The organism is Chlorobiota bacterium, from assembly GCA_016710285.1.
In the GTDB taxonomy this organism is placed as follows: domain Bacteria; phylum Bacteroidota; class Ignavibacteria; order OLB7; family OLB7; genus OLB7.
Genome location: JADJXR010000001.1, coordinates 2,599,042 through 2,625,327, shown reverse-complemented (window position 1 = coordinate 2,625,327; position 26,286 = coordinate 2,599,042). Strand labels below are relative to the sequence as shown.

The 26,286-nt window shown below is 58.5% G+C and carries 18 protein-coding genes; 5 read left to right on the top strand and 13 right to left on the bottom strand.

The genetic code is table 11. The annotated features are described in order from the left end of the window. The first annotated feature begins 26 nt into the window (after positions 1–26). From IPM61_09580 to IPM61_09570, 3 genes are all read left to right on the top strand, one after another. Entirely contained in the window at positions 27–917 is an 891-nt protein-coding gene (locus IPM61_09580) for an ABC transporter permease (protein MBK8911564.1), read from the top strand. Beyond that, positions 914–1,672 carry an ATP-binding cassette domain-containing protein gene (locus IPM61_09575; protein ID MBK8911563.1) on the top strand — a complete coding sequence of 253 codons (759 nt, stop codon included), beginning with the start codon at positions 914–916 and terminating at the stop codon, positions 1,670–1,672. The genes IPM61_09580 and IPM61_09575 overlap by 4 nt, the downstream gene beginning before the upstream one ends. Before the next feature lie 376 nt (positions 1,673–2,048). Beyond that, positions 2,049–3,875, top strand: coding sequence for a thiol-activated cytolysin family protein (locus IPM61_09570; GenBank protein ID MBK8911562.1), 1,827 nt, complete (start codon positions 2,049–2,051; stop codon positions 3,873–3,875). Positions 3,876–3,991: 116 nt separating this feature from the next. Here the strand turns inward: IPM61_09570 and IPM61_09565 are convergent, their stop codons facing one another. The 12 genes from IPM61_09565 to IPM61_09510 all read right to left on the bottom strand — a co-directional run bounded on the left by IPM61_09565 (position 3,992) and on the right by IPM61_09510 (position 21,822). After that, positions 3,992–5,185 (bottom strand): hypothetical protein, encoded by a 1,194-nt coding sequence (locus IPM61_09565; protein MBK8911561.1) that lies wholly within the window; start codon positions 5,183–5,185, stop codon positions 3,992–3,994. A 91-nt stretch (positions 5,186–5,276) separates the two neighbouring features. Next, positions 5,277–6,068, bottom strand: a complete 792-nt coding sequence (locus IPM61_09560) for an SDR family oxidoreductase (GenBank protein ID MBK8911560.1) — start codon at positions 6,066–6,068, stop codon at positions 5,277–5,279. 561 nt (positions 6,069–6,629) lie between these two features. Beyond that, complete coding sequence (locus IPM61_09555) at positions 6,630–9,458, bottom strand: T9SS type A sorting domain-containing protein (GenBank protein MBK8911559.1); 2,829 nt, start codon at positions 9,456–9,458, stop codon at positions 6,630–6,632. Positions 9,459–9,638: 180 nt separating this feature from the next. Next, complete coding sequence (locus IPM61_09550; GenBank protein ID MBK8911558.1) at positions 9,639–12,971, bottom strand: AAA family ATPase; 3,333 nt, start codon at positions 12,969–12,971, stop codon at positions 9,639–9,641. A 387-nt stretch (positions 12,972–13,358) separates the two neighbouring features. Then, positions 13,359–14,057, bottom strand: coding sequence for a spheroidene monooxygenase (locus IPM61_09545; protein ID MBK8911557.1), 699 nt, complete (start codon positions 14,055–14,057; stop codon positions 13,359–13,361). Next, positions 14,054–16,309 (bottom strand): tetratricopeptide repeat protein, encoded by a 2,256-nt coding sequence (locus IPM61_09540; protein MBK8911556.1) that lies wholly within the window; start codon positions 16,307–16,309, stop codon positions 14,054–14,056. Before IPM61_09540 ends, IPM61_09545 begins: the two co-directional genes overlap by 4 nt. Then, positions 16,306–18,198: a tetratricopeptide repeat protein gene (locus IPM61_09535; GenBank protein MBK8911555.1), complete on the bottom strand. Its 1,893-nt coding sequence runs from the start codon at positions 18,196–18,198 to the stop codon at positions 16,306–16,308. The genes IPM61_09540 and IPM61_09535 overlap by 4 nt, the downstream gene beginning before the upstream one ends. Continuing rightward, complete coding sequence (locus IPM61_09530) at positions 18,195–19,730, bottom strand: tetratricopeptide repeat protein (GenBank protein MBK8911554.1); 1,536 nt, start codon at positions 19,728–19,730, stop codon at positions 18,195–18,197. Before IPM61_09530 ends, IPM61_09535 begins: the two co-directional genes overlap by 4 nt. Before the next feature lie 49 nt (positions 19,731–19,779). Next, entirely contained in the window at positions 19,780–20,184 is a 405-nt protein-coding gene (locus IPM61_09525) for a transposase (GenBank protein MBK8911553.1), read from the bottom strand. Continuing rightward, positions 20,169–20,606 carry a transposase family protein gene (locus tag IPM61_09520; GenBank protein ID MBK8911552.1) on the bottom strand — a complete coding sequence of 146 codons (438 nt, stop codon included), beginning with the start codon at positions 20,604–20,606 and terminating at the stop codon, positions 20,169–20,171. The genes IPM61_09525 and IPM61_09520 overlap by 16 nt, the downstream gene beginning before the upstream one ends. A gap of 42 nt (positions 20,607–20,648) precedes the next feature. Beyond that, positions 20,649–21,374 (bottom strand): tetratricopeptide repeat protein, encoded by a 726-nt coding sequence (locus IPM61_09515; protein MBK8911551.1) that lies wholly within the window; start codon positions 21,372–21,374, stop codon positions 20,649–20,651. A 178-nt stretch (positions 21,375–21,552) separates the two neighbouring features. Continuing rightward, entirely contained in the window at positions 21,553–21,822 is a 270-nt protein-coding gene (locus tag IPM61_09510) for a GlsB/YeaQ/YmgE family stress response membrane protein (protein ID MBK8911550.1), read from the bottom strand. Between the two features lie 163 nt (positions 21,823–21,985). On the opposite strand from IPM61_09510, the gene IPM61_09505 reads away from it, so the two are divergent. Then, entirely contained in the window at positions 21,986–23,089 is a 1,104-nt protein-coding gene (locus tag IPM61_09505; GenBank protein MBK8911549.1) for a glycosyltransferase family 4 protein, read from the top strand. 97 nt (positions 23,090–23,186) lie between these two features. Then, positions 23,187–23,648 carry a putative metal-dependent hydrolase gene (locus IPM61_09500; protein MBK8911548.1) on the top strand — a complete coding sequence of 154 codons (462 nt, stop codon included), beginning with the start codon at positions 23,187–23,189 and terminating at the stop codon, positions 23,646–23,648. A gap of 101 nt (positions 23,649–23,749) precedes the next feature. On the opposite strand, the gene IPM61_09495 is transcribed toward IPM61_09500, so the two are convergent. Beyond that, positions 23,750–26,284, bottom strand: coding sequence for a T9SS type A sorting domain-containing protein (locus IPM61_09495; GenBank protein ID MBK8911547.1), 2,535 nt, complete (start codon positions 26,282–26,284; stop codon positions 23,750–23,752). Positions 26,285–26,286: the final 2 nt, after the last annotated feature.

The following is a 26,286-nucleotide window of genomic DNA, read 5'->3' as shown; positions in this document are numbered from 1 at the left end:
ATTCTTCGAACTACCTATCGCTCCAGATGGACCTTTGGTTTGGTGCCGTCGCGCTTGGGCTTGCGTATGCCTTCCTGGGAATGGGGGTGTTCATCACCATGCGCATCTACAACTTCCCCGACATCACCGCCGACGGCTCGCTGACGGTTGGCGCGGCAATCACCGCCGCGCTGCTGACGCACGGCTGGGACCCGTTTGCGGTGGTGGCGGTGGCAACCGCTGGCGGATTCCTTGCCGGAACCCTAACCGGGCTGATCCACACCAAGCTGAAAGTGAACGGTCTGCTTGCCGGCATTTTGGTGATGACCGCCCTCTACTCCATCAACCTTCGGATTATGGGGCGGGCAACAATGCCGCTGTTGGATATCCCCACCGTCATCACCCCGTTTGCGGCCTTGCTCCCTTCCGATTCCCCCGCCTACCTTCCGCCGATTATCCTTTTCTCCCTTCTTGCCGCCGCTGCCTTGCTCTTCCTCTCCTTCCTGTTCCGCACCGATTTCGGTTTGGCAATGCGTGCCACCGGCGATAACGAAACCATGATTGCCGCGCAAGGCGTAAGCACCGACCGGATGAAGATTGTGGGGATTGGATTATCCAACGCGCTGATTGCCGCCAGCGGCAGCTTGGTGGCCCAGTACCAGAGCTTTGCCGACATCGGGATGGGAATTGGGATTGTGGTGTTTGGGTTGGCAAGCGTTATCATCGGCGAGACGATAGCCGGGGCGTTTCCCAAAGGGCAACGCATGGGGCTGCGGCTGCTTTGCGTTCTGCTGGGGACCATCCTGTTCCGCGAGCTTGTGGCGGTGGTGCTGAAATTGGGCCTTGCGCCAAGCGACCTGAAGATTGCCACGGCGTTCTTTGTGCTGCTGGCAATCATCCTTCCACAAAGCAAATTTTTGACCAGGAGGAAGGGATGATAGAGTTGGTGAACTGCTCCAAAACATTCGGCGCGGGAACCCCGAACTTGGTGCGCGCGCTTGATGCCCTGGACCTTGCTATTCCCCACCAACAATTTCTTGTGGTGATTGGGGCGAACGGGTCGGGGAAATCCACACTGCTGAACGCCATTGCCGGAACCTTTGCGCCCGACAGCGGAAGCATCCGCATCAACGGGATAGCCGTTGAACAGCAGCCGGCACACCAGCGTGCGCAGTTTATTGGGCGGGTGTTCCAAAACCCATTTGCCGGAACCGCGCCAACAATGACCGTTGCCGAGAACCTTCGGCTTGCCGCGCTGCGGGGGCTTCCCAAACGCCCGCTGGTTGGGTTGAACCGCGCATTCCGCAACCAACTGCGGGACCGCGTGGCCGCGCTGGGGATGCAGTTGGAGGACCGGATGGAAACCCCAATCGGCCTGCTTTCCGGTGGGCAACGCCAAGCCTTGACGCTCCTGATGGCCACCTTCCGCCCGCCCAGCATCCTGCTGCTTGATGAACACACCGCCGCGCTGGACCCAGCCAGCGCCGAAAAAGTGATGGAGCTAACCGCACGAATCGTCAGCGAAGGAAGCCTAACCACCCTGATGGTGACTCACGACATGGACCACGCCACCCGCGTTGGCCAGCGGCTGGTGATGATGGAGTGGGGAAGAATTGCCCTGGATATCGCCGGGGCGGAAAAAGCAACCACCACCCCCACAATGCTGCTGGAACAATTCGCCCGCAGGAAATAGACGCACGTTGTTTCCGCCACCGTAAGGGTAGCCGCCCCGACATCTGTCGGGATTGATAAAAGGTCTTTAGCCTTCGGCACCTATTACTTGGCAGGCTAAAGACCTGCCGCTACCTCCACCATAAGGGTAGCCGCCCCGACATCCGTCGGGATTGATAAAAGGTCTTTAGCCTTCGGCACCTATTACTTGGCAGGCTAAAGACCTGCCGCTACCTCCCCCCCTCCAAACCATAAAAATTTTAGGGGTTTGGGGCTTTAACCGCTCGCCTCCATTTTTTTAACCACCCCCCTGTACCTTGTTCCCCATCATTAACGACGGGCGGCCAACGCACCGTCCGAACAGGGAACAACCAGCAACCAATAACCAACACAACGACATGAAGACGACCATGAAACGGACACGATTCCACCACCTGACGATTGCATTATCCGGCCTGTTCATCGCGGGCTTGGGGCTGGCAACCACAACAACAGCACAGCCGGTTGTGAAACGAACAGCCCTGGTGCAGAAAAAGAACATCCGAAAGATCAGCGGATTGCAGAACTACCAGCAGATCATAACCAAAATTGTGAGCCGCACCGGAAGCAGCGGATCCGCGCCCCGCGTGATGGCATCGGCAACCAACAGCAGCGGGAAGATTGAACTGATTACCGGCGGGGTGTTCGACCGCAAAGCCACGGCATCGGGGAACCAACGGCAGGAGAGCGGGTCCTCGGTGATTTGCCAGGCGCGCCCGTTCCGGCTTGACTTCACCACCGTCGGCAGCTTCGACATCTTCCGGGGAATGAACCTTACGAACATCTTCCCGGGGAACATCGTCACGCCGCAAGGGGTCCTGAACGGGACGTTCGTTACGAAGTCTGGGTTGCCGTCGCGCAAGCCAATCACCCTTTCCACCAATCTGCTGCAAACCAACACCAACCTTGCGCCCGTTACCGTTTCGGGACCAATCAACGCCACAACCGTGGACCAGGCGGTGGATGCGTTAATCAACCAGCACCGCGGCGCAACCATTCCAACGCAATCTTCGGCCCAGGCACAGTTCCTTTCTTCATCGCTGGAAACCGCTGCCGAGCTGCAAGTCTCCGCCGGGGCATTGCTTCCGCTGGAGGAATTGGGGATACCAGGAACCGCCGGGATCCAACGCGAGTTCGGCGCAAGCGGATCCACCCAAACCAAAATTGAACGCTACACGGTCTCCTTGTTCGAGCCAATGTACACCGTCACGATTGGGGAATCGGGGCCAACGTTGTTCCAGGACCCGAACGCCGCCGCCAACGTTGATGCAGCGGTCATCAGCTCCGTCACCTACGGGCGCGTTCTGCTCCTTTCCATTGAAGGGATTGGCGGTTCAGCAAAGCTGCAAGCCTTCTTCCGCGACCGGCTGAGCTTGGGCCTAGAGATTGAGGGAAGCTCCGTTGGGGTGAATTCCGAAACGGACGCCAACGCAAGCATCAGCGGCGAATTCCAGATGCTGAGTTTGAAGGCAACGATTATCGGCGGAAATTCACGCGAGGGGAACGCGCTAACAGCCGCCATTTTAACCGGCGACGACGCAAAAGCAAAGCTGCGTGCCTACATCACCGCACGTTCTTCCACGGTCCTAAGCGCGGCAACCGCTGCGGTGCCAATCGCCTACACGATGGAGCACGCAAAGGGGAACCAAGCAATCGGCGTTCGGTTCACCACCGAAGGGGACATCTTGTTCGGCTGCGAGCTTGTGAAAAAATTGCGCATTGAGCTGCTAAGCATGAAGGTGACACACGTGGTGGATAACCCGCTGACCGGAAACAACGAAGACCTGTACGGAACAATGACCGCCCGCGTAACCCAGGGGACGTTGAGCGGCGAACCAACAACCAAAAAACTGTGGGATTACAACAGCAGTGCGCCGCTGCAGCTTGGCCAAGGAAGGTCCGAGACGTACAACAACAAGGTGTTCGAGACGACGATTGCCCCGGACCGCATTGACAACTTCAAAGTGCAGTTCGACGAGGCAGTGCAGGATCATTTCGACGGCGGGGAATCGGCCGCAAACCTTGGCAGAACCTCTGCAAGCTATGAGTTCACCGGCGAAAGCAACAAGTTCACCGCGCAAGACCTTCGCCTGCAGAATGGCTCCGCAACACGCACCATGAAGCTGCAAGAATCGAATGGAGATTCCAAGCTGGAGGTGGTGGTCCGGTTCACGCTGGTGAATTAAGGCCAAAAGCCCATTGGAGAAAGAGAGAGGGCGATGAGAGAAAAAGCGGAGACGCAGTTGCGCCTCCGCTTTTTTTTATCTGGCACTGAGTTTTCTTCCCCGCAATTCTTCTTCACTCACCCCTGATAGAAATTGCACCCCGCGCCAATCCACGTCATGTTCCGGTTGAAATCCACCCCCATCATTTTTCCGCGGCCCATCCGCACAAGGCCCATGATTGGGCGCGGGCGTTCCTCCCCTGGCATCCAGACCAGCATGATTCGGTACTCCGCTTTTGTTCCCCCTTCCGGCGTTGTAATCGCTTCGGCGTAGGTGATGCGCTCCTGCAAAATGTACTTGTCCCGTTGCTCGGCTGGGACCCCGTTCACCTCGGCTTCGGTGGGGCCAACAATCACCCCAGCGCCGGCAAAGGAGTACAGGGGTTTCAGGACAAAGGCATCAAGGTTTTGGGGAAGCTCGGCCATCCTGTCCAGAAAAATTGCTTGCGGAACCAGCGGGTGATTCAGATAGGGAAGGGTGAATTTGCTGATGCGGAAATACCAGTTGGGGTGCCCCGCCCACTCCACATCAATCTCATCGCCCCAACCAAACGGAAGCTCCACCCCCTTCTTCTGAATCTCATCAACGATTGCGCGGTTGAAGATTCGATGAATCGGGACCAAGCGGCCATCCTTCTCATAATGGAGCTTCCCCCCCACCTTCTTCACAAAACGGATGTCGGCAACGTGCAGGCCCAGCAGCTCGCGCATGATCTGGAAATCGCAGCAGGTTTTCTGGTTCCAGGGGTCAAGCTCCAGCAGCACAACATTTTCCGGGTCGTGCTGGGCAACGATTGCGCGGTGAAGCAATCCCAGAACTTCCTGGCGAGTGTGGCCGCCGTTGATGTAGCCCAAATTGTCGGGAAGCCCCCAATGCTCCTGCGTCAGCTCAGCAAACGCAATCTGGAATCCCATCAGCGACGGGAACCCCTGCATCTCGATCAGCCGCGGAACAACCTCCCCGTTCTCCCCTTCGGCCATCGCGAAATCCACCACAAGAAACATCGAGCGATCGGTCTGGTTCGGCACGGCATACTCGGGCTGCAGCGTGGCATCGCTGAGCTTCAGATACTCTGGGTCGTGGGCCAGCATCGCAAGCTCCACCGCCCCTTGCTCGCACGCTTGTTGGATATGGCGCGGAACAAAAAATGGAGTCTCGCTGATGCGGAACCCAATCTCCGCACGGCAACGCTCCGTCAGCCGTTGCTTGAACAGCTCATACTTCCGTGCGGTAAATCGCTCGTTAAATTCCTTCCGAAGCTCAGGGATCATCGCAGGTCCAAATGTTGAATGTTGGCAAGGGATCGGGTGGCAACGCGCAACGCCCCAGCAGAGGAATCACCGCGTTGGAATTTGGTTAGGATTACATCACCCCCATGTTGTAGCCGCCATCCACCGGAATGGTGGCCCCGGTGATGTAGCTGGCACGGGCCGAAGCAAGGAAGGCGATCACGTCGGCAATCTCCTCCGGGCGCGCCATTCGGTTCAGCGGGATGTCCTCATGGTATCGCGCTAAAATTTCCTCGTGGGAGATTCCCAGCTCGCGCGCTTCCTCAATCGCCAGGTCGTACACACGGTTGGTCAGGGCGTAGCCGGCGGCGACGTTGTTCACCAAAATGCCGAACGGCGCAAGCTCGGTGGAAAGGGTTTTGGCCAACCCGACCACCCCGCTTCGCAAGGAGTTGGAGAGCATCAGATGCTCGATTGGCTGCTTCACCGAGATCGAAACCACGTTCACAATCCGCCCGCCGCCGGAGGTCCGCATGTACGGGATTGCGGCGCGGATTAAGCGGACCGCGCTCATCAGCACCAGGTCCGTGGCCTCGCGCCAATCCTTGTCATCAAGGGCCATGAAGCTCCCCCGTTTTGGTCCGCCGCAGTTGGTCACCAGAATATCCACGCTGCCGAAAGCGATGCGCGTGGCATCCATCAGCATCTCGATGTCATCGGCTTTTGTCAGGTCCGCCTGGACCCATTCCACGCGCCGTCCGGTTGCGGCGCTGATCTCCTCGGCGGTTTTCATCAACGCTTCTTTTCCGCGTGCGCAAATCACCACGTTGGCACCTTCGCGGGCAAGGCGTGCGGCGGTTGCTTTGCCCAGCCCGTGGCTGCTTGCGGCAATCACCGCAGTTTTATCGTTAAGCTCAAGGTTCATTCGGATGCAGGTCTATGCTGTTGTTTTTTTGAAGCAGAAGGAAGTGGTGGCAAGATACACAGCCAACCCAAATGGGAAGCCAGGGCCATCACGGTAGCGGCCCTGACTAAGCCGGACCATCACGGTAGCGACCCCGACATCCGTCGGGATTGATAACAGGTCTTTAGCCTGCCCAGGATCGAAGATGACGCCGAAGGCTAAAGACCTTCGGCTACCCCTTTTTATCAATCCCGACGAAGGTCGGGACGGCTACCCTTTTTTATCAACCCCGACGGAGGTCGGGGCAGTTACCCAGTCGTCCAAGGGTAGCGGCAGGTCTTTAGCCTGCCCAGGATCGAAGATGACGCCGAAGGCTAAAGACCTTCGGCTACCCCTTTTATCAACCCCGACGGAGGTCGGGACGGCCACCCCTTTTTTATCAACCCCGACGAAGGTCGGGGCAGTTACCCAGTCGTCCAAGGGTAGCGGCAGGTCTTTAGCCTGCCCAGGATCGAAGATGACGCCGAAGGCTAAAGACCTTCGGCTACCCCTTTTTTACTAATCCCAACTCAGTCGGGGCGGCTACCTTGCCACGGTCACCCGCTGCTCGGCACGCCAGGTGCCGCTGGTGATGCGGATGATATAGATGCCGGCGGGGATTCCGCCAGATTGCCAGCGGTGGCGGTGCTGGCCGGCGGATAATTGCTGGTTGGCCACCACCGCAACGCGCTTCCCGGAAAGATCGAACACCTCAATCTGCGTCTGCCCGCTCCGGCCAAGATTGAACCAGATTTCCGTTGCCTCGCTGAACGGGTTCGGGGTGTTCGGGAAAAGCTTGTAGCCGGCAAGCTCCGCCGGGTCCGGCGCGGCGCTTGCGGTGTCGGAAATCACCCGCGCCACCCAGATCAGCGTGTCGCTGCAATCCCCCGCGTTCGACTGGAACCGGACCCAGGCATCGTACTGCGCAATCTCCGTTGGCGTAAACGTCACCGCCAGCGTGATGCACTCGCGGGGGATCAGCCGCGCAGCTTTCAAACGATCCAAATCGGATTTGGCGACGGTGAAATTATCCACTAGCCAACTCATCACCCCGCTTCCGCTGTCGTCGTTGAAGGTCAGCGTTCCGGTTCCCTTGTTGCAGATTTTCAGCGTCAGCGTAACCGGCTCGTCGGACTGGCGCAGCGTCCCGAAATCAAGCGTGTCAACCTCGATACACGGGGTGGCGCTTAGCCCAGCAAGCGGAAGCGTATCGCTGCCGCAAGGGTAGCCGAACAGCAGGCTGTCGCGGAACAACGTGCTGTCGCGGTCCGGGCGCAGGCAGACTTTCACCTTCAGCAATTCCCCTGGCTTCAGCACCGCTGGGACCGGCGGCGTTACCGAGACGATGCGGAACCCCACGGTGTCGGCAAGCAACCGCACCGACTCCACCGGAAGGTCCTGCTGCAACGGGTTAATGGCCGTCACCTCCGCTTCGATGCAAGCGGTATCGGGGGGGACCTGCCCGATGTCAATCCCTTTCGATGGAGAAAGCGAAAGGCTATCGGGGGCGCAACGGAACGGGACGCGGGTAACGCGCCCGGTGCGGTCGGTGAAAACCAGGGTGGCACGCGCCGGCAACGCGCCGTTGGTTGGTTGCAACCGGACGGTGGCGGCGGGGCTTCGCAAAACTTCGCCCGGCGTGGCCGGGTTCACCAACGTCAGGGTGGTGTTTACCGCTCCGCTCTCCAGGGCAATCGCTTCCAATCCCACTGGGCTTTGGTTTATCGCTTGCGCATTCACCAGCAACCCGCAGCAACCGGATGGCGTTGCGGCAATGCTGAGCGAGTCCCCAGGACCCACCACACGGCGGCGCGGCGCAAGCGGGTACCCGTACGCCAGCGCAACCTCTTCCTCGTACTCCGGAATCGCTTGGTTCGGCCTCCATTCCTCCCTCCCTTTTTTGAACCCATAGACGATCCCGCCAAACCGCGCCGTTGGGCCGTCGCCGCGAACCCAGCATTCCTTCCCGGCATCAACTTTTACCGCGCCCCATGTGATGCCGCTTCCGGCAACGTCGGTCGGCTGGAAGGGGAAGGGTTGCTCGGGGCCGTCGCCAACTTTGTAGAAGATGTTGCTGCGGCGGGCATCGTCGGTGACAACGCTTAGGTAATGCTCCATCCCCGACGGCTCAGCAGGGGTGATAAATGGCGCAAAGGTCCCCCACTGGTTGCGCGGCGTGATCTCCGCCATGAACCCGCCCCACGTCTCGTAGCTGGATGCCGTTTTGCCGTTGGAGAGTTTGGTGGAACTGAGCAATCGGGAGAACCCAGGGACGGTCAGCATCACCTGGACCGGGGCTTGCGGCTTGTAGTATCGGGCTTTTCCGGCCCGGTTGGTGTCCTCGAAAAATCCGCGATTGACCACGCCGAACGTGCGGCTGTTTCCGGCATCATCAATCGTGTAATATCCATCTTTGAAATCGGCGCTGGTCCCGTAGATGCGGACGAAGTTTGCCGCGCGCTGCAATGGGTCCGCAGTGGGGGTGAACAGGAAGTCATCGCCATGCTGCTCGGCGGGGGCAAGCCACTCCACGGCCATGTTTTTCAGGGAGTTGCGGGTGACGCCGCCCAGGGTGTCAATGCCCATTGCGCGGGTGTTTCCGGTCAGCACGCCAATCGGTTTGTTGGCGGTGATGAACGATCCCCCCAAATCGGCACGGACTCCGGTGGCGGTGTCGGCCAGCCCTTGAACCATGAAGGCCTCCCCCGCCATCAGCACCAGATTGCTGGTGTTGACAAACCCCGCAAGCTGCCCGTTCGGGAAGATTTTCAGGCGGGTGCTGTCCTGCTGTGCAATCACCACAATTTGATTTCCCCCCTGGACCCGCCGCCCGGCTGGGCCGTCGTTGCCGCTGGGTGCGTAGTCGGTCAGCAGCTCGCTTTGGCGCGCGGCGGTGTAGTAATCGTTCCCCCACGCCTCCACCGGAAGCGGTGTCCAGGCCTCGGCCCCGAACGGCGTTACCATGTAGCAATAGACGATGACCGGGTCCTGGGCAATCACCTCAATCGTGTTGGCGACCGGCGTTCCCATTTGGGTGATTACCGGGCTGTTGGAAATGGCAAACTGCGTGAACTTCCCCGCGCCAACCATCTGGCTGGTGGTCCCGGCAGCGCCGGTAACGGCCACGGCATTGCTATCGGTGGCGGAGAAGACGTAGATCAGGAACTGCGAGCCTTGCTGCGGCGGATGCTTCGGGTCGGTGACGGTTGCCGTGGTGTCGGGGAAGGCAAGAAGGTAGTGGCGGCCGGCGGTGTATGGATCCAGCGGTGGCGTTTGTGCGGCCACCAATCGCGGCAGCAGGGCCACCAGAAGAAGAATGAACGGGAATATCCAACGAAGCCGGGGAACAGCGTAGCAAGGAGCAAACATCATGCGCGCAATGGTATTGAGAGGGAATCGGCGGGCCGCCAGCAGGCGGCCAAGCGTGACTGCAACGGCGGTTGCAATTATGACTGCAACGGTGGTTGCAACTGTGAGAAACGTTCATGCAGGAGCACCAGCACAACACGGCTGCAAAGTTAGTGGTTACGGCGGAACGGCCATAGCCCCCCATCACCCCGCTTCGGCCCGCATTTTCACCCGCTCGGCTTCGGCGCGGCGGCCCAGGGCGATAAGGGCGTTTTGCAGCAGTGTGCCAGCCTCCTCATCTTCCGGCATGATGTCGTACAGGCGGGTTAGCAATGCTTCCGCGCTGGTGATGTCCCCCTCGCGAAGCAGCCCGCGCGCAACCCGCAAGGTGGTGGAGCGGAGCAGGTCCTCGAAATCTTCGCGGGTGGCCTCAAAAAAATCGTCGTAGAGTGTCGGGAAGGGGACCTCGCCGCGTGAAATCTCCAACGCTCGCATCGCCGCCGGGAACGCCCGTATCCAAGCCGAGGCACGGGCGGCGGAATCGGCCTGGCGCAGGGCCTGCAACGCTTCCAGCAGGTCCACCTGCACGGCATCGAAATTCAGTGTTGGGGTTTCGCCGTCGGTCTGGACGGCTTCGCGGGTGATTGCTTCGCGCAGGCGGAGTATTCCCTGGTTCATCGCTTTGCGGCTGTGCTCAAGGTCATCGCCGCCGCCGCCGGCAATCCGCCAAAACTCTTCGCGCCCAAGCCGCCGCCGCTGCATCTGGTCCGCCACCATCAGCCCAAGCAAAGTTCGGGAGCGCGCGCCGCTGATTGGCTGGGCCGCCCCCCCGGGCCGTGCCACGGTAATGGCCCCCAGCATGGTGATCCGCAACTGCTGCGGGGGAAGGGCTTGCTGTAGTTCAGGGATTGGTGCCAGGGCCTGCTCAACTTCCGCAATCCGTTGGCCCCAGGCGCGCGCCGCCGGTTTTGCCAGCACCGGGCGGTAGCGTTCCAGCAACGGCCGCGCCCACCCGTGAAGGCGTTGCGCCACCATCCATTCCAGCACGGCATCCACCTTTTCTTGCAGCTGCGGTTTCCCTTCCAGCCCCAGGTTTTTCCGCTCGGCATACCACAAAAGCTCAATGGCCGTAAGGTAGTGGAGCACCACTTTCACGGAGTAGATCGGCTCGGTGTTGATTTCCTTCACCGCCTGGCGTGCTTGGTCCCGAAGCTCCGTTTGGTTGTTCATCACGAACGAAGCCAATGCCGTCATGGCATCGCTGGCGAACAGGGGGTCCTGAAAAAACTGATGGGAGGCTGCGGGGAATGGAGCATCGGCCATCAACGCCGTCAGCAGCATCATCGGGAAGGTGCTTGGCCGGCCCGGGAACACACGGTCCAGCAAGGCCGCACCCTCGGCAGCGCGATTGTTGAAGAATGCGGTGATGATTGCCAAGAAGGAGAGCTGGCCGTCCAGACGGATAATGTGGCTTTCGGGAATTTCGGCGAACATCTTCTCCCACTCCTGCATCACCATTGGGAACGGAAGCCCCAGGGCGTTCTGGGCGCAAAGGCTTCGCATCCGCACGTCGAAGTAGTTCATCAGCATCCCCCGATGCTCCATCTCGGCCACGTAGGCGCGTGCGGGTTCGATGATCTGCTCCATAAAACCCCCTTCAAACAGCAGCAGCAGTTTGAACTGGCGGAGCAGGTAATCGTTCAGCCCTTCATCCTCAAGCTGCTGAAGCTGTTGCAACCGCAGCCGGTACTGTTCAGCATTACCGTAGTACTGCATCAGGAAGCGGAGGATGGAATCGTGGATTTGGCGGCGGAGTTGGGGGGTGCATTGCTCGGAGTCCAGAATCTGCTGGGCACGTTCCTCCATTGCCTGGCAGGCCTGATTATCCACCCGCTGCGCAGCCACGCTGGCGGGGTAGCTGAGGAAGGTGACGTACTCCCGCGAGTAAAGGAATTCGGGATTGCTGGCAACAATCGCTTCGACTTCTTCATAAATATCGTTGCGGGGGACGTGATCCCGTTCCCAACAAAGGCGATACAGGAACCGCAACGCCATCAGCCGCTGCCGGCGAAGCAACGGGGTTGCGGCGTTTTCCGTCAGCCGAAGGAAGCCATCAACGGCGGGTTCGGAGGCTTGGGGGCGGTCGCGGCGGAGCAACATCAGCCGGTAGTAGTACAGGTCGGCAAGCAAGGGTATCCATTCTTCCTCCGGCCAATCGGCAATGCAGGAACAGGCCATTGCGGCAACGGCACGGAACGGGATGATGGAGTTCCGCCACTGGGCACTTTGCTCAATATGCCGCGCGGTGTCGAACGCCCGATGCATTGCCTGCTGCAACACGTGGCGGTCCACCGCGCCGGATGCCGGAAGCCGCTCGCCAAGCAAACGATATGGGAGAATGGAGTAGAGCGGAAGGTTGTTGGCAACAACATCAATCAAGGAAGAAAGGTCCGGCGGAAGAAGCTCCGCAAGCTGGCGATGGAGCAAGGTGTGGGCGAAGGCAATCAGCGGGTGGGTGCTTTCGCCGCCGGGAAGCGGGCGCGGCGCGCTGGAGATGGTGGTCAGGATTCCCTTGAACAGCAGCTGGTTCAGCAGGCGTGCGTTTGGGCCAAGCAGTGCCTCGGCAGTTTCGCGTGCGAACACTTCGCCCAGCGATGCCAGCACCTGCACCGTGGCGCGTTCCTCCTCGCGAAGGTGCGCGGTCATCCCCACCGCCAGCATATCCACACTCCGTTCCACCACCGACGCAAACGCAGGGGCAAACACTTTCCACTGGCCGCTTCCCCGCTCCACCGCTCCGGTGCTCAGTGCCCGGCGAAGTGCCGAGCGGACCGCCAGCGCGTTCCCCCGGGTTCCTTCCTGCAAAAGGTCCACCACGTGGGGCAACGGAAGTGCGTTGAACAGGGCCCTCCACAATCCCTTAATCCCCTCCTGGCCGATGCCGTGCAGCTCCAATTCTTCCACAAGGTAGGGGGCCAAGATTCCGGCGGCAGGGATTGGGGTTGGGCGGGTGGTTCCAACCACCGAAAGGGGTTCGTCGGAAAGGGCGGCAAGGATTGCGGCAAAGTCGCGCACCGCATCGCCAGCAAGCAGATGGAGGTCCTCCACCACCAGCACCGTTGGCCGCAACCGGACCACCCGCCGCAACGCAGCAATGCCGCTGGGAAGGTCCTGGGGGGAATGGTCCCGCAGGACCTCGCGCGCGCCGGCGGAACCAAGCAACGCATCGGCAAGAAGATGCCCGGGGTGGATTGCCGATTCGGGGTAGAAACGGATGTGAACCACGGCCCCCCCTTCCCGCATGATCTGGGGCATCAGTTCCTCCATCAACCTGCTTTTTCCGATCCCGGCTTCCCCCACTATCAGCGCGGCACGCACGCCGTGGGATTCGGGCGTTCCGCGCCAAAACTCTATCAGCTTCTGGAACTCCTTCTCCCTTCCCACAAACGGCATCAGCCCGTGGTTCAGGAACCCGGTAAGCTGTTCGGCGTTGGGGATAAGGGATTCGGAAGGGGTCTGTTCAGAGAAGGGCTTCATGGTATCGCCAACAAATGTGCAATCGGCCTTGCGGTGTCACCATCAATCCGTAAAACCGTGACCGTGCGAAGATACAATGAAGAAGGAGCCGTTGGCGAAGGCCACACGAAGATCACAGGAAAGATCAAGCAACTTCCGCGCATTCCCTTCCAGCAACCGATCCCCAATAACCGACTTCCATGCTGAACACCTATCCGCCTTCTTCGCCCGATGGTTCGCGGGTTTGCGAATCGTGCGGGGTGATCTGCTTCTTGAGCGACCACTACTGCCCCTGCTGCGGCAGCCCGCTTGAGCGGATGTGTGGCCATTGCCACGCGGTGATCCGGCACCAGTACGCCAATTTCTGCACAGAGTGCGGGCGCAGTTTGCGGGGTTCGGGGTTGCACGCTACAATGGCAATTCCTCCATCCCCCCCACCACCACAAAACGGGTGAACATTTCTTCGCTGTACCAGCCTTCGCTGCGGGTTCGCTGGATGGCGTTCCGGTGCTCCGGCCTTCCGTACGCGAACGCCTTCATTGCCGCAGCGTTCTCCCAAATCGAAAATGTGGCTTGCCGGATGAAGGGGAGTTCGCCAACGCCAATCGAGGCAATCAGGCCTGGGGTTTCCGCAATCTCCCGATTCACGCGCGGGACCTGGCCCCAGAACGCACGGGAGCGGAGCGGGCGGATTGAGGCGCGGGTCAGCACGGCAATTGGTTCGTCCGGTTCCGGATTGCGGCGAAGGGTGGGAAGGAACGGGTTCCCCCCGTCCCAGTTGCCATGCGTGGCGATTGGCCGCAGCACCAGCGTGGAAAGCCTGCTGGCGGCGCGGCGGTAGCGGCGGATGAACAGGGAGCTGGCAAAAAAATCCTTTGAAGATTCCTGATCCTTCCAAACGGAGAGAAGCGCGTACCGCCCCCAATCGGGGCGCAGGGTGAAGCCCAGCCCGCCGCCGGCCCCCATCATTTTCCAGAACTGCAACCCGGGGACGTTCCGCAGCAGCGGGCGCGCCAGCCCCATCTGCGCAAACGCCCATCCCCGCCGCCACCCAGCAACGTGGAAAACGGTGAGGGTGACAACGGGGGGAGCGGTCATTGCGTTCACGAGGATGCAAGGAAATAGGTGCGCATCGCCCCCTTCCCCTTCACCTCCATCATCCCGCGTTCCAGCAAGGTCATTGAGGAAGAATCGCCTCCCTTTCGCCGAAGCTCCTCGGCAAACTCCTCGCTCACGTGAATCTTCCCTGCCTCCCCGTGGCTCTCCATTCGGCTGGCCGTGTTTACTGCGTCGCCGTAAATATCATAGGCCAGCTTCCCCGTGCCGATTACTCCGCCGGTGATGCTGCCGGTGTGTAGGCCGATTCGTATCTCGAACTCTGTGTTTGGTGGCAGATGCTCCGTGATGCTGGTTGGCAGTGCCACATCTTCCAGCATTTCCATCGCCATCCTGGCAATTCTCTCCGCGTGATCCGCGCATTCAATCGGTGCGCCGCACGCCGCCATGTAGCCGTCGCCGATTGTCTTGATTCGCTCGCAGCCGTGCTTCGCGGCAATGGAATCGAAGTGGGCGAAGACGAAGTTCATGAACTCCAGAACAGCGCTTGCTGGCATCTGCGCGGTCATTGGCGTGAAGCCGACGACATCGGCGAACAGGATGCTGGCGGAGTCGAAGCGGTCCGCGATTTGGCGTTCGCCGGAGATCATCCGATCGGCAATACTTGGCGGGAGGGTTTTGTGGAGAAGCTCCTCGGTGGCTTTTGCACGCGCACGCTCGGCAGCCGTGCGTTTCTCCATCTCCGCAATCTGCCGTTGTTGTTCTACTTGGATGGCTTTCTTCTGGGCCTCCTCGCTCTGGACTTCTTGATAGAGTTCTTGGAATTTCTTGAAGTGAGTGAGGGCTTCTTGGAAGCGGCCTTCTTGTTCGTAGAGTTCGGCTAAAGATTGGTGGGCTGAGTAGAGTTGGTCTTTGGTTCCCAGTTCCTCGTTAAAGGTGATTGCCTGCTGGAGAAGCTCTTCGGCTTTGGTGGGGTTGTACTCGGCGAATGCTTTTCGAGTGTAGAGTGAGCCGATGTTCCCGGTGACATGGGCAGCACCGGAGCGCTCGCCAAGCTCTTCATGCAAGGCAAGCGCACGGCTGTAATACTCCAACGCTTTCGGGTAATCCGAGAGATTCCAGTACACACTCCCGATGTTTCCGGTGGCCATGGCAACACCCGAACGATTGCCAAGCTCTTCATGCAGGGCAATCGCACGGCTGAAATACTCCAACGCTTTCGGGTACTCCGAAAGGGATTCGTACACAACCCCGATGTTTCCGGTGCCACTGGCAACACCGGAACGATCCCCAAGCTCTTCATGCACGGCAAGCGAACGGCTGTAATACTCCAACGCTTTTGCGTACTCCGAGAGGTAGTAGTACACATTCCCGATGTTCCCGGTGGCACTGGCAACACCAGAACGATTCCCAAGCTCTTCACACAGGGCAAGCGAACGGCTGTAATACTCCAACGCTTTCGGGTATTCCGAAAGGGATGCGTACACAACCCCGATGTTCCCGGTGACACGGGCAACACCAGAACGCTCCCCAAGCTCTTCATGCAGGGCAAGCGAGCGGCTGTAATACTCCAACGCTTTCGCGTACTCCGAAAGAGAGTTGTACACATTCCCCATGCCGATGGTGGCACTGGCAACACCGGAACGATTCCCAAGCTCTTCAAACAGGGCAAGCGCACGGCTGTAATACTCCAACGCTTTCGGGTAATCCGAGAGGTTCCAATACACAAGCCCGGTGTTTCCGGTGGCACCAGCAACACCGGAACGATCCTCAAGCTCTTCACACAGGGCAAGCGAACGGCTGTAATACTCCAACGCTTTTGGGTACTCCGAGAGGTTCCGGTACACATTCCCGATGTTGTTGGTAGCACGAGCAACACCGGAACGATCCCCAAGCTCTTCAAACATGGCAAGCGCACGGCTGTAATACTCCAACGCTTTCGGGTAATCCGAAAGGTTCCGGTACACATTCCCGATGCTGTTGAGGGTGCGAGCCGTGCCGGAGCTATCTCCAAGATGTTCCGACAGCTGCAATGACTCCTCCAGTAATGGCAACGCCGTGCTGTACTCACCCTTCTGCAAACAGACCACACCTTGCAGGTGCAACGCTTCTGCCTCAGCCAACTCATCTCCAGCCTCTTTGGCAAGCTCGTAGGCTTCTTCGGCGGCGGCAAGGCTCTCGGCATATTGACTTTGCTGGGCTAACTGTTGCGCAAGTTGGTTCAGCGCATTGGCACGCTCGGCGGGTGTGGTTGCTGCGGCTACGGCGGCGCGGAGGTCTGTCAGGGTTGTTTCTGGATTCATTTCGTTGATGGGTTTAGAAAATAGGTCCGAAGAGTTCCTTTCCCTTTGATGGTTAGTTCGCCACGCTCTTCCAGCATGATGGGGAGTTCGCCCTTGCTGATTGCCGAAGAAAGTGCGGCGGCAAATTCTTCACTCACGTGAATCTTCCCCGCCTCCCCGTGGCTCTCCATTCGGCTCGCGGTGTTTACTGCGTCGCCCCACAGGTCGTATGCGAACTTCTTCTTTCCGATGATTCCCGCCACTACCTCTCCACTGTGCAAGCCAATCCGTACTTGGAGTTGAATCCCATCCCCAAGCCCATCGAACCCTGCAATTACTTCCACCAACTCTATCGCCATTCGCGCCGCTGATTCTGCGTGGTTCTCACGGCTTTCTGGCAGACCCGATACTGCCATGTACGCGTCCCCAATCGTCTTGATCTTCTCCAACCCGTACTTCTCCGCCAACTCATCGAACTGGCTGAACAGCACGTCCAACCCCGCAACCAACTCCCGTGGAGTGATCCCTTGCGAAAGCACCGTGAACCCAACAATGTCGGCAAACAACACCGTCACCGACTCGAACGATTCAGCGATATGTTCCTCGCCGCGAACAACACGCTGGGCAATGGTTGGTGGAAGGATGTTGTGAAGGACCCGTTTGGTGGCTTCAGCATCGGCACGTTCGGCAGCCGTGCGTTTTTCCATCTCCGCAATCTGCCGTTGCTGTTCTACTTGGATGGCTTTCTTCTTTGCTTCCTCACTCTGGACTTCCTCTTTCACTTCGTGGAATTTTTTGAAGTGGGTGAGGGCTTCCTCAAAGCGGGATTCTTGTTCGTAGAGGTTAGCTAAGGATTTGTGGGCTGAATAGAGTTGGTCTTTGGTTCCCAGTTCTTCATTGAGAGCAATTGCTTGCTGGAGAAGCTCTTCGGCTTTGGCGGGGTTGTACTCGGCGAAGTCTTTTTGAGCATAGAGTGAACCAATGTTCCTAGTGATACTGGCAACACCGGAACGCTCGCCAAGTTCTTCACGCATGGCAAGAGCACGGCTGAAATACTCCAACGCTTTCGGGTAATCCGAAAGGTTCTGGTACACAATCCCGATGTTCCCAGTAGTAATAGCAACACCAGAACGATTCCCAAGCTCTTCATGCATGGCAAGCGCACGGCTGTAATACTCCAACGCCTTCGGGTAATCCGAGAGGGACTTGTACACAATCCCGATGTTGTTGGTGGCCATGGCAACACCGGAACGCTCACCAAGCTCTTCATGCATGGCAAGCGCACGGCTGAGATACTCCAATGCTTTTGGGTAATCCGAAAGGTCCCCGTACACAGTCCCGATGTTGCTGGTGACACTGGCAACACCGGAACGATTGCCAAGCTCTTCATGCATGGCAAGAGCACGGCTGTAATACTCCAACACTTTTGGATAATCCGAGAGGTTCAAGTACACATTCCCGATGTTCCCGGTAACACCGGCAACACCAGAACGTTTGCCAAGCTCTTCAAACAGGGCAAGAGCACGGCTGTAATACTCCAACGCCTTCGGGTAATCCGAAAGGGATGCGTACACATTCCCGATGCCCACGGTGACACGAGCAACATCGGAACGATCCTCACGTTCTTCATACAGCTTCAGCGATTGCTCCAGCAATGGCAACGCCGTGGGGTAATTACCCCTCCGCCAATGCACAGAACCTTGCACCCGCAAGGCTTCTGCTTCGGCAGCAGCATCACCTGCTTCTTTGGCTGCGGCATGAGCTTCCTCCGCGGCAGCAAGGCTTTCAGCATATTCTCCTTGCCGCTCCAACTCCCCGGCAAGTTGGTTCAGCGCATTGGCACGCTCGGCGGGTGTGGCGGCTGCGGCTACGGCGGAGCGCAGGTCGGTCAGGGTTGTTTCTGGATTCATGGAATTACTTGATTGAGAAAATAGGTCCGAAGGGTTCCTTTCCCTTTGATGTTTAGTTCGCCACGTTCTTCCAACGTGATGGGGAGTTCGCCGGTATTGATTGCCGAAGAAAGTGCGGCGGCAAACTCCTCACTCACGTGAATCTTCCCAGCCTCCCCGTGGCTTTCCATTCGGCTCGCCGTGTTCACTGTGTCCCCGTAGATGTCGTAGGCCAGTTTGCCTGTGCCGATTACTCCGCCGGTGATGCTGCCGGTGTGCAGGCCGATCCTGATTTCAAACTCTGTGTTTGGCGGTAAGTGCTCGGTGATGCTTTCCGGCAGTGCCACATCTTCCAGCATCTCCATCGCCATTCTTGCGATTCTCTCCGCGTGGTCCGGGCATTCAATTGGTGCGCCACACGCCGCCATGTAGCCGTCGCCGATTGTCTTGATTCGCTCGCAGCCGTGCTTCGCGGCAATGGAATCGAAGTGCGCGAAGACGAAGTTCATGAACTCCAGCACCGCACTTGCTGGCATCTGCGCGGTCATCGGAGTGAAGCCGACGACATCGGCAAACAGGATGCTGGCGGAGTCGAAGCGGTCGGCGATTTGGCGTTCGCCGGAGATCATTCGATCGGCAATGCTTGGCGGGAGAGTTTTGTGGAGAAGCTCCTCAGTGGCCTTGGCCCGCGCACGCTCAGCAGCAGTGCGTTTTTCCATCTCCGCAATCTGCCGTTGTTGTTCTACTTGGATGGCTTTCTTTTTGGCTTCCTCGCTCTGAACTTCCTCTTTCACCTCGTGGAATTTTTTGAAGTGAGTGAGGGCTTCCTCAAAGCGGGATTCTTGTTCGTAGAGAGTGGCTAAGGATTGGTGGGCTACATAGAGTTGGTCTTTGGTTCCCAGTTCTTCATTGAGAGTAATTGCTTGCTGGAGAAGCTCTTCGGCTTTGGCGGGGTTGTACTCGGCGAAGTCTTTTTGGGCATAGAGTGAACCAAGGTTTCCAGTGATAATGGCAACACCGGAACGATCACCAAGCTCTTCATGCAGAGCAAGTGCACAGGTGAAGTGCTCCAACGCTTTCGGGTATTCTGAGAGGGAACCGTACACACCCCCGATGTTCCCAGTGGCACGGGCAACACCGGAACGCTGGCCAAGCTCTTCATGCAAGGCAAGCGCACGGCTGAAATACTCCAATGCGTTCGGGTACTCCGAGAGGGACTTGTACACAATCCCGATGTTGTTGGTGGCCATGGCAACACCGGAACGATTACCAAGCTCTTCATATAAGGCAAGCGCACGACTGAGATACTCCAACGCTTTCGGGTAATCCGAAAGGTACACGTACACATTCCCGATGTTTCCGGTGGTAGCGGCAACACCAGAACGATCACCAAGCTCTTCATGCAACGCAAGAGCGCGGCTGCCATACTCCAACGCTTTCGCGTACTCCGAGAGGCTATCGTACACAATCCCGATGTTCCCAGTGACACGGGCAACACCAGAGCGATCACCAAGCTCTTCATGCACGGCAAGAGCATGGGTGTAATACTCCAACGCTTTTGCGTACTCCGAGAGGCTATTAGACCTCTTTCAAAAGTAGTTTTCAAGGGAGTTCAAAATTATGGATGGCGGCGATGAGGTTGAATCTCACATCAAATCGCTTGCGACGATTTCGATACTTCTCCGCTATGATCTTGAACACCTTTAACCGACCAAACACATGCTCAATCACGATCCGCTTCCGCGAATGCTCACGATTCTCCTCCTTCTCCCAATCCCCTAATGCTACCCCTTCCGCCGCTTGTGCGGCAACCATACGTTGCTCTGGGATCTTCGATAACCCCAGATATCCCAAATCCGCCATCCAACAACTCCCACTCCCCAACAATCGCTTATACCCCCGACCCACACACTGCTTCAATAACGAGAAATCATGCTGGCTTCCAACCCCAAACTCTGTCTTGAGGATCCGACGACTTCCCAACGCCATGGCTACCTGCGTCTTGATTGTGTGGCATCCACGCTTCCCGCTGTAGTACTCCCTTTGCTTTTTTTTGGCCGTTCAATCGGGCTTTCTGTCGCATCGATCACGATCACGGCAAATTCTATGTCCCCGCCTCGCGGCTGCGGACGCTGCGGCAATTGAAACTCTTTGCTCTGGGTGAGTTCATCCTCCACTCGCCGAATGATCCGGCTGCAGGTCGGTTCGCTGATCCCAAAATCCGCTGCAAGGTGATATTGCGCTCGATACTCACGCCAATACAGCAGCGTCAACAACAGCTGATCGGCCAACACCAGTTTCGGTGGGCGACCAAACTCTCGCCGTGCTGCACGAATGACCTTGAGCATTGCCTCGAAGGTTGTCGGCAACACACCCGTTAAGCGTCGAAATTGTTCCGGTGAACGATCACAAATCTCTGCGTAGCGCATCCTTCTTCCTTATATTGGTTGACCCCAAACATAACCCGTAATCTAGACTTTTGAAAGAGGTCTATTGTACACAATCCCGATGTTCCCAGTGGCAATGGCAACACTGGAACGATTGCCAAGCTCTTCATACATGGCAAGCGAACGACTGTAATGCTCCAACGCTTTTGAGTGCTCCGAAAGTCTCCCGTACACATTCCCGATGTGGTTGGTGGCTTCAGCAATCCCCGCACGATTGCCAAGCTCTTCAGAAATGGCAAGCGCACGGCTGAAATGCTCCAACGCTTTCGAGTACTCCGAAAGATGAGCGTACACAATCCCGATGGTCCCAGTGACACGGGCAACATCAGAACGTTCGCCAAGCTCTTCATGCAGGGCAAGCGCACGGCTGAAATGCTCCAACGCTTTTGGGTACTCCGAGAGGCTCCGGTACACAATCCCGATGTTGTTGGTAGCACGAGCAACACCGGAACGGTTCCCAAGCTCTTCAAACAGTTTCAGCGAATTCGCCAACAACGCCAATGCCGTCGGGTATTCACTCCGCCTTTGATGAACGATACCTTGCAACCGCAACGCCTCTGCCTCGGCAGCACCATCACCTGCTTCTTTGGCTGCGGCATGAGCTTCCTCCGCAGCAGCAAGACTCTCGGCATATTGGCTTTGCTGTTCTAATTTCTTGGCAAGCTGGTTCAGCGCACCGGCACGTTCGGCAGGCGTGGTGGCTGCGGCAACGGCGGCACGCAGGTCGGTGAGGGTTGTCTCTGGATTCATGGAATTACTTGATTGAGAAAATAGGTCCGGTGCTGGATGTTGATGGAGGGGGGAAGGGAGCGAGAGGAATCTTCCTTCCTGGTGGGGTGGTTTGCTGCGGGGCGTTGCTTCCAAACAAACGGGGGGCATGACGCGCCATGCCCCCGTTGTGGAGAACTACAAAGGTTGCAGCCGCGCCTTAATCGCGCCGCAAAATGCCCAGCAGCCGAAGCAGCGCGATAAACAGCACCGCACCGCCAATCCCGATAAAAAATCCTGGCCAGGAGAAGCCTTCCATCACTTTGTATTTGAACAGCTCCGCCGCAAGCCACGCCCCCAATGCCGAGCCGATCACCCCAACAATCATGTTGGCAAGGCAGCCCAGTTGGTTGTTCGCTTTGGTGATGATGCTGGCAAGCCAGCCGATGATTGCGCCGACGATGATCGTCCCAAAAAATCCTGTTGGCATGGTAGATATTCTGTTGGTTTTGTCCCTGTGTGGCCCTTGTGTTGGATGCGCAGCCCGGGCGGCGGGCGCCCCTGCGTTGTGCATCGCTTCAAAAACTAACGAAAGATTCCGAGAGATTGGCTTATCGAACAGCATGGTTGTGACGTAGCTTTGCGCCTGGTGCATGAATATCCTTGTTATCAACTGGCAGGACTGGACGAACCCCCTAAGCGGCGGCGCGGAGGTCCATTTGTACGAAACATTCCGCCGCGTGGTGGCGATGGGCCACAGCGTGACCTTGTTCTGCTGCGCCTACCCCAATGCCGCCCCCGAGGAAACGATTGAGGGAATACGCATCATCCGCCGTGGCGGGCGGAACGTCTTCAATTTTGTGGTCCCTTTTCACTACCTGTTCAAGCTCCGCAAGCTCAATTTTGATGTTGTTGTGGATGACGTGAACAAGATTCCGTTCTACACCCCGCTCTACGTCCGCCGCCCGCTGGTGGGGATCAGCCACCATTTTTTTGGGAAATCAATTTTTGCCGAGGCTGGGCCGGTTTTTGGCAGCTACGTCTATTTGGCCGAGAAGCTGGTGGATCTGTTGTACCGGAAGGTTCCGTTCCTTGTGGTGTCGCAATCAACCCTGGATGAGTTTGTGGGGCGCGGGTTCCGCCGCGAACATTTCCGGCTGGCGATGAACGCAATAGACCACCAACGGCTGAAGCCAACCGGCATCCCCAAATCGCCCCACCCAACCATTGGATACTTTGGGCGGCTGAAGAAATACAAATGCGTGGACCACGTGGTGCGGGCCTTCGCGAAGGTCCGCCAGCAGCTACCGAACGCCGAGCTGGTGATTATTGGGCGCGGAGATTTCCAGCCGGAGCTTGAGGCGCTTGCCCAACAGCTTGGCGTTGCCGATGCCACGCGGTTCACGGGGTTTGTCACCGAGCAGGAGAAGCTGCGGCTGCTGCAGGAACTGTGGGTGGTGGTGAACCCATCGCAAAAAGAAGGCTGGGGGATTGTGAACGTGGAGGCCAACGCCTGCGGAACGCCCGCGGTGGCCGCCAACACCCTGGCCTGCGCGACTCGGTCCGCGACGGCATCACGGGGCTGCTCTACCCCTGCCGACATTGACGCAATGGCCGAACGAATTGCAGAGGTGCTGAACAACCCCGAGCTACGCCAGGAACTGCGAACCAACGCGCTGGCGTTTGCGCAATCGCTCACGTGGGAAAAAACAGCCGAAGCCACGATAGAGATGCTGGCGGAAGTGGTGAAGAGATAGGTGGTGGGGGTGAATGGAAGAAGGCGGAGCGTTGATTCGGGCAGATGCTGCCAGCCGACTTGATTTTTTCCTCCATAACCAACAACCAAACGCAGTGATGCACACCGAACAGATTGCCGCAATCAACGCGCTTCCCTCCCAGCTTCGCGACGCGGTTGCTGGGTTGAACGACCAGCAGCTGGACACCCCCTACCGCGACGGAGGCTGGACCGTTCGGCAGGTGGTCCACCACGTGGCCGATTCCCACTTGAACGCCTTCATCCGCACCAAGCTGATGCTGGCCGAGGACCACCCGACGCTGAAACCGTACAACCAAGACGACTGGGCAACCCTACCCGACAACCAGGCCCCGGTTGAGGCCTCGTTGCAGCTGATAGATGGCTTGCACCAGCGGTGGGGAATGCTGATGGAGTCGCTGAGTGATGCGGAGTGGGACCGCACAGCCTTCCACCCAGAAAATGGAGTGATGACCCTGCACGACATCGCCCGAACCTACGGGGCGCATGGGCAAAACCACGTTGCGCAAATCACCGGCCTACGCGAACGAATGGGATGGTGATGGCCGGACCCGCCCACGATCCCGCCGCCAAACGAAGCGGGGATGGAGGAATCGACCTCCATCCCCGCTTTGCTTTGTTGATGGGGGGGGAAAGAGCCTTGTCACCTCACCACCTGAATCATTGCCCGGTCCATTTGCTGGCCGGCTTGGCACAGCAGGAAATATCCCCCTTGCGGAAGTTGGCGCACGTCAAGCGTCGCGCTTTGGGTTCCTGCCGGAAGCTGTTGCTCGGGAAGCTGTTGGACTACGCGGCCCAACGCATCCATCACGGTTAGGGTCACGCTGGCGGGATGGGGAAGCTGAAGGGTGATTGTTGTTTGGTTGGCGGCAACGTTCGGCGCGGCACGCAGCCCCAGCGAACCCGGGGCAAGCAATGACGGCTCAACCCCCAACGCTTGCTCGCGCCACAGGCCGATGTACACCGCTGGCTTGTGTCCCGCCTCGGTAAACGTCCCCCCCACGTACAGGCGATTTTCCTCCACCGCCAGCGCGTAGGCGTTGCTGTTCAGCCCGCTTCCCAGCGCGTTCCATTCGCTTCCGTCCCAGCGGGCGATGTTGTGGACGCTATCGCCGCCGGCAAGGGTGAAGGAGCCGGTAACGAACAGGTGGCGACCCACCACTGCCATTGCGGTGATCTCCGGCGCAAAATGCCCTTCAATCCCCCTACCCATCGGATGCCAGTCGTTGGTTCTGGTGTCCCAGCGGGCAATGTGGTTCATGGGGCGGCCATCCACGGTGTCGAAATCCCCGGCCACGTAGATGTTCGTGCCGTTGACGGCAATGGCGCGAACGGTGGCATCCACCCCGCCAAGCATTGGGTTCCACCGCTGGCCATCCCACCGTGCAACCCGGCGAAGCGTGTCGCCGCCGCTGGTGAGGAATTCTCCGCCAGCAAAGACATCTCCATTTGGGGCAACGGCAATGGCCCGCACCGCGCCGTTCAGCCCTTTCCCCAATGCCGACCACGCGCCGGTGCTTGATTCCCACCGTGCGACGTTCAACGCCGGAAGGGTATCGGCCACCGTGAACTCCCCCCCCAGATAGAGCGTGCCAGCCTGTTCGGCAATCGCCCTGACGTAGCTGATGTCGCCGCCGGCCACGCCGCTTCCGCGGGTAAGCGGGTGCCACGATCCATCCAGAAGGCTAAGCCGTGCAACGTTCACCGCCACCTGTTCGCCAGCGTTCACAAACGCGCCGCCAACAATGGCATCATCCCCAAGCCGTTGGATTGCAAAAATCTGACCGGCAATGGGGCCTCCAAAAAATATCCAGCCTGGGTTGTTCCATTTCACCACGCGCCCCATTGGCTCGCTGCTTCCAATTGCTTTCGGGTTCCAGACGGCGAAAACTTTCTCCTGGCGAACGGCAAGCCCCGTCACAACGTTCCCGATCTGGGCACCAAGCGTGAACCACGCGGTTCCGTCCCAACGGGCAACGTAGTTTGCGGTAAGCCCGCCCGCTTGGATGAACTGCCCGCCAACGTACAGGTTCTCCTTGTCGGCAGCCAGCGCGTTGATATATCCATCGGTTCCCCTCCCCAGCTGGTAGTAGTGGCTGCGCCCGGCAATGAAGTGGTGATATCGGGTGATGTTCGCAACGTTGGTGTATTGGAACGTCTGCCCCCCGGGGAAGGCTCGGGTGATATTTCCGGCAACAAACATCGTCCGGTCCTGGAACGCAACGGCCCGAACCTCGCCATCAATCCATCCTTGATAGACCCCGGTGTTTCCGCTAAGCACCTGATCGGGGTTGCCGGATAGGTCGCCGTCGCGAATGGAAGTATTTGCCCAATCGGAGCCGTCCCACATCGCCAAATTCTTCACAACATCGGGCCCTGCGGTGATGAACTTTCCGCCCACCATCAAGGTGTTGAATGGGGAGACCACAAGGGTGTTCACGTAGCCATCAACGCCGCCGCCAACATCGCTCCAGATGCCGCTCCACCGTGCAAGGCTGTTCACGGCGCGGTTTCCGGCGCGGGTGAAATTGCCGCCGACGTAGAGTTGGTCCTTCAATATTGCCAGCGCGTTCACCGTTCCGCCAACGCCGTTTTGGTTCCCCGTTCCCAGCGATTTCCATTCCCCGTTCATCAGCACAGCAACGTTGTTGGCGGGTGTGGTCCCGGCGGTAGTGAATTGGCCACCAACAAAGATGGTATCGCCACGGTTGACAATTGAGGAGACGTAGGCATTGGCTCCGCCAAACACCCCTTCTTCCAGCGGGAACCAGCGGTTGATGCTCCGTTTCCAAACGGCAATATTGTTTACCGGAACGCCACCAGCGGTGGTGAACTGCCCGCCAACAATCACGCTATCCCCTTTCACCAAAATGCTGAACACCGAACCATCCACCCCTTGCAAGCCTGGCTCCCCTAACTGCTTCCACGTGACCCCGTCCCACTGCGCAATGCGCGAAACCGGAATCCCACTGGCAGCGGTGAACGCCCCGCCGACATACAAAGCATCATGGCCCAGAGCAAGGGAATAGATGTCCCCTTCGGTTCCCGCATTTTGCCCGCTTATTCCAAACACCTCATCCCAATTCACATCATCAGGATTTTGGGCAGCGGCGCGGCTTGCGGCAAGCAGCAGCAAAGAAGCAATCCAGAATCGGAGCAGGCGGTGTGATGCAATCATTG